The organism is Pedobacter sp. HMWF019 (assembly GCF_003061025.1).
Classification (GTDB): domain Bacteria; phylum Bacteroidota; class Bacteroidia; order Sphingobacteriales; family Sphingobacteriaceae; genus Pedobacter.
In genome coordinates this window covers 1-14,763 of the sequence record NZ_QAIL01000084.1, presented here as the reverse complement: position 1 = coordinate 14,763, position 14,763 = coordinate 1, and the positions used below count along the sequence as shown (strand labels likewise).

Sequence of the window (14,763 nt, the reverse complement as noted above, 5' to 3'; positions counted from 1 at the left end):
CAATTTAATTTGGTTCTTTAAAAGCATGATCGGCAGGCAAATCCATTCCTCTCCAGACTTTCCGGCTGGTCCAGTCTTCGGCCGGACTAGTCCAGAATGGATCATTTGCTGGTAAACCTAAAGGCAATAGACCAACAGTACACAAGTATAAACTTCCGGTAGTAATATAGTATTCCCCAATATTGGGCTGATGGCCAAACATTCCAAGCCTTAACCATCCTCCTGCATCAAAAGTATCCGGCGCGGTCATCAGGCGATAAATAACCAGCGACAAAGCACTGCGAACCTGGGCTGCTGAGACATCGGCGGGAAGTACTTTAAGTAAAGAGATTTGCGCCAATACCTGGAAAGCGCCAAAGCGATAAACCAATGACCTACCCATTGGCGGGAAGGTCCCTTCCGGCGAAATCATACGCTCTTGAACTGCGGCATACCTCTGGGCCCGCTTCAGTGCTTTATCATAGGAGATCACCTGCTCCATACCCTTGTCTTTTAAAATGCTGGTGATGTCAAGTATCATCGGATGAATCACAAAACTATTATAGTAATCCCAATGAAAATCGGCCCCGTCTCCATAGGCTCCATCACCCTTGTACCAACTTTCATGCTTATTTAATGCATAGGCAATAGGTTCAATATTACCTGAATTTCCAGACTTTAGTAAAAAAGCTTCAATGATCGCACTAAATAACAACCAATTATTTTCACCTGGTTTTATACTACGTGAACTTGTTAAAGCATTGACCAAATTTGTTTTTGTGTGCTGATCAAGGGGTTCCCATAATTGTTTATAGCCTCGTAACAAGCCCTGGGCCAGAAAGGCGGCATCAACTAATGGCTGCTGACCATGCTCTGAGTTGAAATTAAGAAAATCAGCAGAGGAAGGATCAACAGCATTGGCCAAAGCCTTCCGTGTTAACTCAATATAGGCAGCACGGAGTTTACCCTCTGTACTTTGATCCGGGCCAAGCTCTAGCCATGGAGCGATCCCAGCAAGTGTCCGTCCAAAAGCTTCCAGGTGTGCAACTTCTTTACGTTTTTCGTCTTTACAATCTATGGGCATTTTAGCGCGCAACTGTTTTTTGCTCAGGTTTCTTAACACTGGATCTGCAATCTTCACCAATACAGACACCCAATACTCCCTGGAATTATAGGCGTCAATTTTAATGTTCTTTTTCTCTTGACCATGAGCCGAAAAACCAATAGATAATATAAATGCAGATAACATTAAAACCGCTAGTCGCTTCTTTTTTTTCATACGCCTTACCTTGGTAATTTATTATTTAGGATTAAAGGTATCATCCTTTTTGTCAGAAAAAAATAGCGTATTAAACAAAAATAATGAACTATAATATTCAAATACACTCCAGACTTTCCGCCTGACAATTTTTTATACCTTACCTTTACTGCCAGAATACTTCCGAAGATAAATAGTATCTATTACCCGTATTAAACGACTTTAAACATGTCAGGCATCTATATTCACATTCCATTTTGTAAAAAGGCATGTACTTATTGTGATTTTCACTTCTCTACATCTTTAAAATATGTGGAGGAGATGACCGATGCCATCTGCAGGGAGCTGATTTTAAAAAAGGACCGTATTACAGACCAGGTAGGTAGTATTTATTTTGGCGGTGGTACACCTTCGGTACTGGACACACCTTATCTGGCCAAGATATTCCACACCCTTACTCAGCATTTTTCCATCGCTTCAGATGCAGAAATCACGATAGAAACCAATCCGGATGACCTCACCGCAAAAAAAATCAGAGAACTGAGGCAGCTACCCGTTAACCGTTTCAGTATTGGCACCCAATCTTTCTTTGATGAGGACCTGCTATGGATGAACCGGGCACACAGTGCAGCGGAGGCCGAAACCTCCATTAAACGAAGCCAGGATGCTGGATTCGAAAACCTGAGTATAGATCTGATTTATGGGTATCCGATACTTACAGATCTAAAATGGGAGCATAACATCCGCAAAGCGATCGAATTGCAAACTCCACATATTTCTGCCTACTCTTTAACTGTCGAACCCAAAACGGTCCTCGCCTCTAACATCAGAAAAGGCAGGCAGGTACCTATAAATGATGACCAAAGCGCAGAACAATTTCAAACCCTACTCCAAAAACTGGACTTAGCCGGGTTTGAGCATTATGAAATTTCCAATTACAGCCTGCCAGGAAAATACGCAGTACACAATACCAATTATTGGAGAGGAATTCCTTACCTCGGAATTGGCCCCTCTGCACATGGCTTTGACGGCACCAATCGTTATTTGAACATCGCCAATAACAGCAAGTACTTAGAGCAGCTAAGCAAAGGCCAACTTGCCGAAACCGTAGAAGAACTGACCCAACTGGACCGTTTAAATGAATACATCATGACCGCTCTCCGTACCATGTGGGGTGTAGATCTTGAAAAAATAAAGACCAGTTATGGCAAGACTTTTTATGAGGAGACTGTACACAATACCAAACCTTTTCTGGAACGGAACTGGATCATACAACAGGACCAAAAAATTCTGCTTACACCGGAAGGGAAGTTATTTGCAGACTATATTGCATCAGAGTTATTTTTATTAGACGAACATGAAAAATAAAGTTGTTTGGATTACCGGCGCTTCTTCAGGAATCGGAGAAGCTCTGGTCTATGAATACCATAAGGCAGGCGCTAAACTCATCATCTCTTCGCGCAACCGGGATGAGTTGTTCAGGGTAAAAGGCAACTGCAAGAACCACATCAACATCCATGTCCTTTCGCTTGATCTGGAAAATACGGATTCTTTGGAGGTAAAAGCCTCAGAAGCGCTACGTATCTTCGGAAAGATTGACCTGCTAATCAACAGTGGCGGTATTAGCCAGCGTAGTCTTGCAATGGAAACTTCCATGGAAACAGAAAGAAGATTGATGAATGTTAATTTCTGGGGAACTGTAGCACTGAGTAAGGCCATTTTATCTTCTATGATAGAACATGGTGGAGGGCATGTCGTATGCATCAGCAGCCTTGTTGGTAAATTCGGAACACCGTTACGCTCTGCCTACGCGGCCTCCAAACATGCCCTTCACGGCTATTTTGATTCCTTAAGGGCAGAACTAGATACCAAAAATATCCTTATTACGATTGCCTGCCCCGGCTTCATTAAAACAAAAGTCAGTATCAATGCCTTAACTGCCAACGGCCAACCTCAGGGTACAATGGACGATGCACAGGAACATGGTATGCCTGCAGAACAATGTGCAAAAGAGATTGTCAAAGCCATCAGTGAAAAAAAAGAAGAAGTCTATATTGGCGGTAAAGAAGTAAAGGGTGTCTTATTTAAAAGACTATTCCCGCTACGTTTTTCAAAATACCTCCTCAAAGCAAAAGTTACTTAAGAACTAGGAAAACCCCAAAAGTCATACCTCATTCGCAAAGCGTGCCTGTTTTGCGAATGAGGTATGACTTTTGTGTATATGTGGCATCAACTTACCCGTAATTTGTACCAAATGAACACCAGCTAAACCAACCTCTTGTTTGTGTCAGTATACTATCAGTTTTTCAATCCCATTCTAGCGGGAAAATTGACTTTTCTAATTTTGTGTCTCTTAACATTATATTAACATGCAGTTTGATCTTTCACCAATCGATACAGTAGATCATATTTCTAAAGAAGATTTTGAAAAGAACTACTTAAACACCAGAAAGCCACTGGTGATCAAAAATATGTCTAAAGACTGGCCAGCGCACCAAAAATGGACACTGGACTACATGAAATCGGTAGTTGGCGACCAGACTGTCCCTCTGTATGATAGCTCCAAAGCCGATCCCTCCAAACCGATCAACGCCTCCGCAGCCGAAATGAAATTTGGAGATTATATAGACCTGATTAAAGACACCCCAACAGACCTCAGAATCTTTCTTTTCGACCCAATTAAACATGCCCCAAAATTACTGGAGGACTATATCGCCCCAAAAAATTTAATGGGTGGTTTCCTGGACAGTTATCCAAATATGTTCTTTGGTGGAAAAGGCTCTGTAACCTTCCTGCATTATGATATAGATCTGGCACATATTTTTCATACCCATTTTAACGGAAGAAAACACGTTATTCTTTTCGAAAACAAATGGAAAGAAAGACTCTACCAAATCCCCTTTGCTACCTACGCCCTGGAAGATTATGACGTCGAAAAACCAGACTTCGAAAAATTTCCCGGTCTGCAAGGTGTAAAAGGCATCGAAGCTTTCCTTGAACATGGAGATACCCTATTCATGCCTACCGGTTACTGGCATTGGATGAAGTATCTTGACGGCTCCTTCTCTATCAGCTTAAGAGCCTGGGATAAATCCTGGAGTGTAAAAGCAAAGAGCTTATACAACCTCACCCTTCAACGCAAATTTGACGATTTCATGAAAGGGAACTTCAGAGAGAAGTACATGACCTGGAAAGAAGAACTGGCCGTAAAAAGAGCCAATAAAGCCCTGGCCAACCACTACCCGGAATAAATAAGCATCCATAAACTCGTAACCACCCAGCTGGACTCCTCGCCCCGAAGGGCCCAAAAAACTCAACATTACTCAGAGGAAACCTCAGCTTCGGAGCAGGCGCGCAGCGACGCGCAGAAGCGTAAGTCTCCGACGAGTATATTAAATTTTCTAGCACGCTTGCCAAATAAAATTCATTATTATTAAGATTTAATTTAGACATTTGCCCTGCACAAGTTATTTTCTTAATCATATGAGCTTTATTTTAAAGCCGGTAGATACAGTTGAAAGCATCAGTCCGGAAGATTTTAAAAAGAATTACCTGGATGTCAGGCGTCCACTGATCATCAAAGGTTTAACTAAAAACTGGCCAGCAAGGGAAAAGTGGACTACCGACTACCTAAAGCAAATTGCCGGAGACGTGAACGTAAGCCTCATGGACAATTCCAAAGCAGATCCGTCCAAACCGATCAATGCCTCTGTGGCCAATATGAAGTTTGGAGACTACCTGGACCTCATTAAATCGCAGCCAACAGAATTACGAATCTTCTTCTTCAACCTGTTTAAACACGTGCCAGGCCTGGTAGACGATATCGTGATCCCAAAAGATCTGATGGGCGGTTTCATAGAAAGTATGCCTGCCATGTTTTTCGGAGGGTCCAACTCCGTGACTTTCCTGCATTACGACATTGACCTCCCCCACCTTTTCCATACCCACTTTGGAGGAAGAAAACACATTATACTTTTCGACAACAAATGGAAAGAAAGACTGTATTGCATTCCCAATGCCACTTATGCACTGGAAGATTACGATGTAGCCAATCCTGACTTCGAAAAATTCCCGGCACTTAATGGTGTGGAAGGTTACGAAGTATTTCTGGAACACGGAGATACCCTTTTTATGCCTACCGGTATGTGGCACTGGATGAAATATCTGGATGGTTCATTCTCTTTAAGCCTGCGGGCCTGGGATGCTTCCCTAAGCCGGAAAGCACAAAGCGTCTTCAACCTAGCCATCAAAGGTGGACTAGATAGTGTCTTAAAGATGGCCTTCAAAGCACCTTATGCACACTATCGTGAAAGACTTGCCATTAAAAGAGCAGAAAGAGCACTCAAAAACCATCAGCCAAAATAAATTGAATTGAAATACAGGGTTACTTCTATAGGCGAAATTTTATGGGACGTGTTCAAAGAGCAGAAAAAAGCTGGCGGCTCTTCCATGAACGTATCCCTGAACCTTCATAAGCAGGGAATAGATGCAGCATTTATCAGTGCCGTAGGAAATGATGAGAACGGAAAGGAGCTGATCCGGTTCCTGGAAAATCATCATCACCCTGTATCACTTATTCAAACACACCCGGCACTTCCAACCAGCACCGTTCAGGTGAGCCTTGACGCAAAGCAACAAGCCACCTACACCATTGTTGAACCCGTAGCCTGGGACGATATTGCGCTAACAGAAGAGAACATAGAAAGCGTTAAGCAAGCCGATGCTTTTGTCTACTGCAGTCTTACGTGCCGCCAGGAGAAGAGCCGTTCGGTTATTTATAAACTGCTGCAAAACAGTAAATTCAATGTGATGGACATCAATCTTCGGCCGCCACATTTTCAGATAGAAACCTTAAAACATTTACTACAGGCAGCAGATTTGCTGAAAATAAATGAAGATGAACTGGAGTATCTGAAAAAGGAACTACAGCTCCAAAGTACAGACCAGGAGCAGCTTTGTAATCAACTCTCCCGCATCTTCAATATCAGCACCATCTGTGTAACACTGGGCGATAAGGGCGCCGTGGTTTGGCAGGAAGGCAAGCTGTATAGCCATAAAGGCTATCCGGTACAAGTTGCTGATACCGTTGGCGCAGGCGATGCTTTTCTAGCCACCTATATAAGCAGCATGCTGCAAGGCTATCCGGTAGAAACCATTCTGGACAGGGCTTGCAGGGTTGGAGCGTACGTAGCTTCACAAACCGGGGCAAATCCGGCGTATAACAAAGCCATTTCCGGATTGTTCCGCTCCTAAAAATGACAAATACCTTAAAATAGTTCAGTTTCAAACTTTTATCTTCGATAATTCGTTAATAAGAAGATATGAGGGGTTACCAATTTTCGAACTTTACACCCGATGACTTACCTAAAGGTGGTTTCGAGGAATTACTGAAACTATTTACTCAATTACTCAACTATACTGCTGGTGATGCCGGAGAGGCTTTGTCGTGGATGAATGAATTGGATAAACAGTACAAATTCACCAATAATGATTACGCCATGGGCGACTTCATTGAAGATCTAAAGCAAAAAGGATACATCAATGAAGAAAACGGCGAAACCAAGATCACCGCAAAGACGGAACAAACAATCCGCAAATCGGCATTAGAAGAAATCTTCGGAAAGTTAAAAAAAGCTGGAAAGGGAAACCACAACAGTAATATATCAGGTATAGGAGAGGAAAAAAATGCAGACCGCCGGGAATTTGCCTTTGGGGATAGTTTGGATCAGATTGACATGACCACTTCTATCCAGAACGCACAGATTAATCATGGCATCAGCAATTTCACCCTTACAGAACGGGATCTTGAAGTGGAAGAAAAGGATTACAAGACATTAACTTCTACCGTATTGATGATTGACATCTCCCATTCCATGATCCTCTATGGAGAAGACCGAATCACACCTGCAAAGAAAGTAGCCATGGCACTCGCTGAGTTGATCAAAACCAGGTATCCAAAGGATACTTTAGACATTGTGGTATTTGGCAATGATGCTTGGCCAATCACCGTAAAAGATCTTCCTTATTTGCAGGTTGGCCCCTATCACACCAATACATTTGCAGGCCTCGAACTTGCTGCAGATCTTCTTCGAAGAAGAAAAACGCACAATAAACAGATCTTCATGATCACCGATGGCAAGCCTACCTGTTTGAAAGAGAATGGACGTTATTATAAGAACAGCATGGGACTGGACCGAAAAGTAATTGGAAAAACACTAAATATGGCTGCTCAGTGCAAAAGGCTGAAAATTCCTATCACCACTTTCATGATTGCACAAGACCCTTATTTGCAACAATTTGTAAGAGAATTCACCCAAATTAACGGAGGACGTGCTTTTTACAGCTCTCTGAATGGCCTTGGAGAATATATATTTGAAGATTATATTAAAAACAGAAGAAAAACAGTTCGCTAAGAACTTAGACATATATGGATTATAAGCAAATAAAAACACTTGGAGACCTCAAAGCCTCTAAATATATTTCCTTACCTGTTAAGGACGAATTAAGAAAAAATCTGATTGAACAATTGCAGAAAAAAGATGCTGGATTTGAGGGTATACTGGGCTATGATGAAACGGTTATTCCTGAACTTCAAACCGCTATTTTATCCCGTCATAATATTTTACTACTCGGTCTTCGCGGACAGGCAAAAACGCGGATTGCCCGATTAATGGTTAACCTGCTGGATGAATACATTCCTTACATAAGCGGAAGTGAAATCTTTGATGATCCGCTGAACCCAATCTCCTGGTATGCAAAACATGAAATTTCTATTCATGGCGACAATACACCCATTAGCTGGCAACACCGCTCAGAACGCTATACTGAAAAGCTGGCAACGCCTGACGTAACCGTAGCCGATCTGGTTGGGGATGTGGATCCAATTAAAGCTGCTACACTTAAACTGACCTATAATGATGAACGTGTGATCCATTTTGGGCTGATCCCAAGGGCGCACAGGAGCATCTTTGTGATCAACGAATTACCAGACTTACAGGCCAGAATCCAGGTTGCCTTGTTTAATATGCTGCAGGAAAAGGACATCCAGATCCGGGGTTTCAAATTGAGGCTGCCTCTGGACGTACAATTTGTTTTTACGGCCAACCCCGAAGATTATACCAACAGAGGTTCTATTGTTACCCCTTTAAAAGACCGGATAGAAAGTCAGATCCTGACCCATTATCCTAAGAGTATTGGCATATCCAGGAAGATCACTTTCCAGGAAGCTAAACTTACAGAAGGGCAACGCAAGCTAATTGAAGCAGACGGACTGGTTAAAGATTTGGTAGAACAAGTAGCATTTGAGGCGCGTAAAAGTGAATTTATTGATCAGAAATCAGGAGTATCTGCCCGTTTGACCATTTCTGCTTACGAAAATCTGATCAGTACAGCGGAGAGGAGAATGCTAATTAACGGAGAGAAAAAGACCTTTGTCAGGCTTTCAGACCTTACCGGTATTATCCCGGCAGTAACAGGAAAAATTGAGCTGGTCTATGAGGGAGAACTGGAAGGGCCGGCTAAGGTGGCCAATATTCTGATCGGGAAATCGATCAAAACTTTATTTTCCCGTTACTTTCCTGATCCGGAAAAGGCCAAAAAGAGTAAAAAAGCAAATGTGTACGAACCCATCACCGAATGGTTTACAGAGGGCAACACTTTAGACATCTCCGACAACCTGAGCGATGCACAATACAAAAAGGAATTGATGAAAGTAAGCGGTCTGAACGAACTGGTGAAGCAGTTTCACCCCAAGCTTAGCGCAAACCAAACGCTGTTATTAATGGAATTTGTGCTTCATGGCCTGGCCGAATATTCTCAGTTGAATAAAAATTATCTGGAAGGCGGATTTGGCTTTTCTGATATGTTTGACAGCTTGTTCAGCGGAGATCTTAATGATGACGATATAGATTTCAGATAATTATGGGACGTTTACCTTCATTGCTACTGATTACTGTGCTGATGTTGGCACTTGATTATTATTGCTACAAAGCCATTATTTCTGTATTCAAAAAATGGAAACCGGCAACCCGGACAAGGTTTGCGCTGATTTGGTGGTCTTATACCCTTTTACTAACCCTCGGGGTTTTCTGCGGTATTTTCATGAATCTGTTCCTTTCCATCCGGGCGATTATTCTTGTGGCGTATTTTCTGACTATTGCCTGCAAAATTGTATTGATCCCTTTTCTGGTGATTGATGATTTGCGCAGGCTAGTCGTCCTGCTGTTCCGAAAGCTCAAAAAACCAAAGCAACCGACACCTGCTGCTCCAGCTGTGGGTGAGCCCATCAGCCGCTCGTCTTTTCTGGTAAAGGCTGGATTGGTTGTAGCAGCAGTTCCCCTAACCTCATTAAGCTGGGGGATTGTTTCTGGTGCCTATGACTATAAAATAAAAAGAGTGAAGCTAATATTACCCAACTTACCAAAGGCCTTTGACGGCATTAAAATGGGGCAAATCTCCGACATTCACTCCGGCAGCTTTTACAACCACAAAGCGGTAAAAGGTGGCGTAGAGATGCTATTGGGCGAAAAGCCTGATTTCATATTTTTTACCGGCGATCTGGTGAACGACATGGCCACTGAAATGCGCGATTATCAGGATATCTTCAGCAAAGTTCATGCGCCTCTGGGTGTATACTCTTCCCTGGGTAATCATGACTATGGTGATTATCACTTTGGCCGCGGACCTTCTGCAGCAAAAGCAAAAAACCTTAAAGATGTAATTGAAACCCATAAGGTAATGGGCTGGGATTTATTGATGAACGAACACCGCAGATTGAAAGTTGATGGAGAAGAGATCGGAATTTTGGGGATCGAGAACTGGGGCATGGGACGCTTCCCTAAATACGGACGCATGGACCTGGCTGTTAAGGATACAGATGATCTGCCTGTTAAATTATTGCTTTCCCATGATCCTTCACACTGGCGTGCAGAAGTACTTGAGAAATACCCCCAGATTGACGCCATGTTTAGCGGACATACCCATGGTATGCAGTTTGGTGTAAGAACAAAAGAATTCCAATGGAGCCCTATCCAGTATATTTATAAGGAATGGGCAGGGCTTTACCACGAAAAGAACCAGCAATTGTACGTCAATGTGGGCTATGGCTTTCTGGGTTACCCCGGCAGGGTTGGAATCTTACCGGAGATCACCATATTTGAATTAAAGCGGGCTTAATTAGCCCGCATTAAAACGATAGCCTACACCACGAACCGTGATCAACAGTTGTGGGTTATCCGGGTTAATTTCAATTTTCTTACGCAGTCTTACAATATGCATATCGAGTGTACGGGTGTTCACATCAGAGTTATAACCCCACACCACCAGCATCAGTTCATCACGGTTGATGACCTTATTTGGATTACGCAAAAAATAAAGCAGAATCCTGTTCTCCAGGATGGTCAGCTCAATTTTACGCCCCTGACGGTACAGGGTATGAATATTGGGATGATGCTCCATGTCGCCAAAGCGATGAATCTCAGACCTATCATTATTGAGCAGGAATTTCACTTTACTATCCAGCATGGCCACCAGTACGTCCATGTTAAAAGGTTTGGTTACATAATCTGATGCACCAAAATTATAAGCATCTATTTTATCTACATCCTGGGCCTTTGCAGTCATCATGATGATCAGGTTATCAAAGCCCTGTTTTCTCACTTCTTCACAAACTTCTGCGCCTTGTTTACCAGGCAACATCCAGTCCAGCAATACAATATCAGGCTTTTCTGCCAGGATCATCTTTTCCGCGGTCTCTCCATCACCCACCTCAAGAACTTCATATCCTTCAGATTTTAAACGGTGTACAACTAAGAACCTTAAATTCTCATCATCCTCTACTATTAGTATTTTAATTCCTTTAGACATGTATTTTAATCATTAAATGGTAGTACAATTTTAAACTCTGTTCCTTTGTTCACCTTACTCCTCACACTGATCTCTCCTTTCATAAAGTTAACAAGTTCCTTACAGAAAGCCAAGCCCAGCCCTACGCTTCCATTTTGGTTATACTGATTCTGTATCCTGTAGAACTTCTTAAAAATATCCCCGATCTGAGGCCCGGGAATACCTATTCCATGGTCTACGAACCTAAAAACCACCCGGTTCTTAATCAGTCTTGCAGTAATATGCAATTTTTTTCGGTCCGGAGGAGAATATTTATAGGCATTCTCTGCTAAATTATCGAACAAACTCCCCAGTAAAACCGGATCTGTCGTAAAACTTGTGAAACCAGAGACTTCAAAAGTAAACTCAAAGTCCGGGTGTTTCAACTGATGGGACTCAATGGTACTCTCAATAAAATCCCTCATATTTACTTTTTCCTGGTTGAGCTGAATCGCCTTATTTTCAATTTGAGTAAAGGCCAGCAATTTGTTCATCAATCCGTTCAGCTTATCCGCTTCTTCATCCAGGATCCTCCCATACATTTTCAGTTCCCTATCTGTTAACGAAGCAGCACTCTTAATGTTGTTCCCTGCAATCTTAATGACACTTACTGGGGTTTTAAACTCATGGGTCAGATTATTCACAAAATCATATTGCAATTTAAACATCCGGTGGTTAACATTCAGATTTCTGTAGATCAGAAAAGCCACCAGAACAAGGATGCCGTAAAATACCAGAATAATAAAAGCAATGGGCAGGAAATAACTGAGAATCTCCCGATCAACAAAAGATTTAGCCGAACTAAAGTACAGTTTGAAATCAGAAAAAGGTCCGGGCAAGGTAATCTCCGTATCCAGAAAATCAGAAGAGGTTTCCAGCGGATCATAAGTCAGGGGTTCAATCCGAACATTCTGATAAAGCTTCGGCCTGGAATTAATGATCTTGATCTTATAAGGATCAAGATAAAAAGACAGCATGTCCTGCTGGTACACCGGTGCAGGATCCAGTTTCTTCCGGAGCATCTGTTTGTAGACTTTCAGATCTTCCGGCCGGGGAAAATTCATATAGGTGATCTTATTGGAGCGCACAATGCTGAAATTACTAAAAAGCTCATCCTGCGTTGGTACCCTGACCGTATCTAAATTCTCTATATAGGAGATTACTTTAATCCCAAGTGCATTGAAATCATCTCCTCTTCTAAAAGTATGAGGATGATCTCTTGAAAACAATTTAATGGAATCCTGAGGGATCAAGCTTCCGAATTGGTAAATGTACTTGGGGCCAAAAGAAAAATGCCCCGTGTTGAGCCCATCCTTTACCGGATGATTTGCAATTTCCGCATCATAAAAGATCACCTTGGAAACAAAAGGATATTCCAGTAACAAGGTATCCACAAATTTAGAGGTAGTGGCCGAATCCAGGTAACCGTTATAGTAAGAGACCTCTGGAAGTTTGTTCTGGAAGAAATCATTATAAGGTTTAATACTTTCTTCCAATACCTTTACCTTTTCAGAAACAAACTCGTTTTCGATAAACTTTTTACTGAAATTATAGGCCAGAAACAGGGACAGCACAAACAGGACCGAAATCAAAATGATAAAGGTAACGATCAATAAGAAGTTTTTACGGTAGCCGCTTTTCTTGTCTGAGGTCATTCCTCTTGTCTTACTTTCTTTTCAAATTTACTTCTAAAAACTTTTCCAGAGCTGTATAATATTTTTGCCGGTCTTCTCCCGTATTTTGCTGAAAATCGCCATTCGGCTTTTCGAAGTAAGTTACATTTACATTTCTCTTTTTCAACTCCTTTGCAAACTGCATCACTTCTCCCGAATTGATCCGTTTATCTTTAAGGCTTTGTGCTATAAACACAGGCACTTTAATTTTATCCGCATGGAAAACCGGCGAAGCCTGACGCAAATATTCTACATCTGTAACCGGATTACCAATCACATCATAGATCATCTGAAGCCTTGCTTTATAGAAAGGCGGAATAGATTTCAAATAGCCAAACAAATTAATAATGCCCGAATTGGACGCACCACAGGTATACATATCAGGACTGGAATACAGACTGTTCAACGCAATATATCCCCCAAAACCACTACCATAAATACCTATTTTTTTAGGATTAACGATCTTTTCCTTCACCAGCCATTTGACGCCGTCTTCTATATCTTCCTTGATCTTTAAACCCCATTGCTTAAATCCTGCCGCCCTGAATTCTTTTCCATAGCCTGCAGAGCCTCTATAATTTGCCTGGAAAACAGCATATCCTCTGCTGGCTAAAAACTGAACTTCAGCATTATAACCCCAACTGTCCCGGGTATCTGGTCCAATACCATTATGCGGCAGTACAATCAAAGGAAGGTCTTTTGCAGCTTTATCTCCGGGTAAGGTCAGATAACCATTGATCATCACCCCGTCTCTTGACCGGTAAGAAATGGGCTTCATCTCGTTCATCTCTTCTATACAGATAGAAGAATTTACATCGCTCAACTTTCTTAACTTGCCATTATTGGCAAAATATAAATAATAAGAACCAGGGTTTCGGTCTGTATAGGTGCGAATCACAAACAGATCTTCCGGTTTATCCTGACCAACAATATAAGACTCAGTTTTTGGCAACAGCTGATCCAGTTTCTGATAAAACTGCTTTACAGTGTCATCCAGGTAAAATTTTTCCCGCTTCCAGGTTTCGCAAACCACATAGGCCATTCTTTTTTTATTGGCCGAGTACTGGGCTTCTACCACATTGAGCGTATCATTGCTAAACAGCACTTTATTTTCTTTTCCAGTTTTACAATCGAGTTCTACCAGGGCATTTTTGTCTCTGTTGACATTAGATATGGCGTAAATACTATTGGGTTGGTTCTCCGAAAAAGCAACCGGAATCAATGTTGTCTTAAAGTTATTAGTGATCACTGGCTTAAATTCCTGGCTCTCATTTTCCCGGTACAACAGGGTTTCGTTAACGCCATCACTGGAAGTCGCCAGTCTTAATTTGGCTTTTGGGTCTGCGTACCAGTTGGTGATGTTTCCCGGATTTTTTACCGCCATTTCCATTTTCCCGTTCCGTACATTTAAACGGTAAACATCAAATACAGTAGAATCTCTTTTATTGGAAGAAACCAACAAATACTTGTCGTCAATCAACTGATCTTTAAGCACTTTCATTTTACTGCGCTCATTGTCATTCAGCTGACGTTCATTGCGGCCTTCTTTATCTATGATAAATACATCGATCTGCCGTCCTGAATCGTCTTTTTTATAATAAACCAGATCATTGTTACTTACCCAGGTATAATAATTTACATTTTTATCTGTCAGATTGGTGATCTGCCTGGTTTCTCCGCTGGCTATATCTTCAATAATTATATTTTGTTTGTTGTCTTCCAGCTTAAAATAGGACAGACTTTTACCGTCGGGAGAAAGTCCAAAGCCTGATTTATCTTGTGATTTAAAGAAATCCGCCACAGGAATTTCTTTTCCCTTCTGTTTACAGGCAAAGAAAAGGGGAATAAGAAATAACCAAAGGTTTCTTTTAATTGCTATCATATCGTTATCAGCCTACAAAGGTACACATCGGCTTAATCCTAAAAAGGCTATACACCAATATTGTTACTTTGGATTGTTCTTGTGTACGT

Annotated in this window: 12 protein-coding genes; 8 read left to right on the top strand and 4 right to left on the bottom strand. The window is 41.7% G+C overall.

Features of this window, described 5'->3' with window-relative positions:
• Nucleotides 1-4: 4 nt before the first annotated feature.
• The gene (locus tag DBR11_RS05350) at nucleotides 5-1,258 is read right to left on the bottom strand and encodes a DUF2264 domain-containing protein (protein ID WP_108550578.1); all 1,254 of its coding nucleotides are present in this window, start codon (nucleotides 1,256-1,258) and stop codon (nucleotides 5-7) included.
• 207 nt (nucleotides 1,259-1,465) lie between these two features.
• Here DBR11_RS05350 and hemW point away from each other — a divergent pair, with 207 nt between their 5' ends.
• The 8 genes from hemW (at nucleotide 1,466) to DBR11_RS05310 (ending at nucleotide 10,411) form a co-directional block, all read left to right on the top strand.
• A complete protein-coding gene (hemW, locus tag DBR11_RS05345) occupies nucleotides 1,466-2,605 on the top strand; it encodes a radical SAM family heme chaperone HemW (RefSeq protein WP_108550577.1) in 1,140 nt (379 codons plus the stop codon).
• A complete protein-coding gene (locus DBR11_RS05340; RefSeq protein ID WP_108550576.1) occupies nucleotides 2,595-3,380 on the top strand; it encodes an SDR family oxidoreductase in 786 nt (261 codons plus the stop codon). Before hemW ends, DBR11_RS05340 begins: the two co-directional genes overlap by 11 nt.
• Before the next feature lie 226 nt (nucleotides 3,381-3,606).
• Nucleotides 3,607-4,488 carry a cupin-like domain-containing protein gene (locus tag DBR11_RS05335; protein ID WP_108550575.1) on the top strand — a complete coding sequence of 294 codons (882 nt, stop codon included), beginning with the start codon at nucleotides 3,607-3,609 and terminating at the stop codon, nucleotides 4,486-4,488.
• A 232-nt stretch (nucleotides 4,489-4,720) separates the two neighbouring features.
• The gene (locus tag DBR11_RS05330) at nucleotides 4,721-5,602 is read left to right on the top strand and encodes a cupin-like domain-containing protein (protein ID WP_108550574.1); all 882 of its coding nucleotides are present in this window, start codon (nucleotides 4,721-4,723) and stop codon (nucleotides 5,600-5,602) included.
• Between the two features lie 6 nt (nucleotides 5,603-5,608).
• A complete protein-coding gene (locus DBR11_RS05325) occupies nucleotides 5,609-6,490 on the top strand; it encodes a carbohydrate kinase (protein WP_108550573.1) in 882 nt (293 codons plus the stop codon).
• Nucleotides 6,491-6,558: 68 nt separating this feature from the next.
• Complete coding sequence (locus DBR11_RS05320; RefSeq protein ID WP_108550572.1) at nucleotides 6,559-7,650, top strand: VWA domain-containing protein; 1,092 nt, start codon at nucleotides 6,559-6,561, stop codon at nucleotides 7,648-7,650.
• 14 nt (nucleotides 7,651-7,664) lie between these two features.
• On the top strand, nucleotides 7,665-9,155 hold the full coding sequence (locus tag DBR11_RS05315; RefSeq protein ID WP_108550571.1) for a sigma 54-interacting transcriptional regulator: 1,491 nt from the start codon (nucleotides 7,665-7,667) through the stop codon (nucleotides 9,153-9,155).
• Nucleotides 9,156-9,157: 2 nt separating this feature from the next.
• Nucleotides 9,158-10,411: a metallophosphoesterase gene (locus tag DBR11_RS05310; protein WP_108550570.1), complete on the top strand. Its 1,254-nt coding sequence runs from the start codon at nucleotides 9,158-9,160 to the stop codon at nucleotides 10,409-10,411.
• On the opposite strand, the gene DBR11_RS05305 is transcribed toward DBR11_RS05310, so the two are convergent.
• From DBR11_RS05305 to DBR11_RS05295, 3 genes are read right to left on the bottom strand one after another with little or no spacing between them, the layout of a single operon-like run.
• Nucleotides 10,412-11,101, bottom strand: a complete 690-nt coding sequence (locus DBR11_RS05305) for a response regulator transcription factor (RefSeq protein ID WP_108550569.1) — start codon at nucleotides 11,099-11,101, stop codon at nucleotides 10,412-10,414.
• 5 nt (nucleotides 11,102-11,106) lie between these two features.
• Nucleotides 11,107-12,774: a sensor histidine kinase KdpD gene (locus tag DBR11_RS05300; RefSeq protein WP_108550568.1), complete on the bottom strand. Its 1,668-nt coding sequence runs from the start codon at nucleotides 12,772-12,774 to the stop codon at nucleotides 11,107-11,109.
• A gap of 10 nt (nucleotides 12,775-12,784) precedes the next feature.
• Nucleotides 12,785-14,674: a prolyl oligopeptidase family serine peptidase gene (locus tag DBR11_RS05295; RefSeq protein ID WP_108550567.1), complete on the bottom strand. Its 1,890-nt coding sequence runs from the start codon at nucleotides 14,672-14,674 to the stop codon at nucleotides 12,785-12,787.
• Nucleotides 14,675-14,763 lie beyond the last annotated feature (89 nt).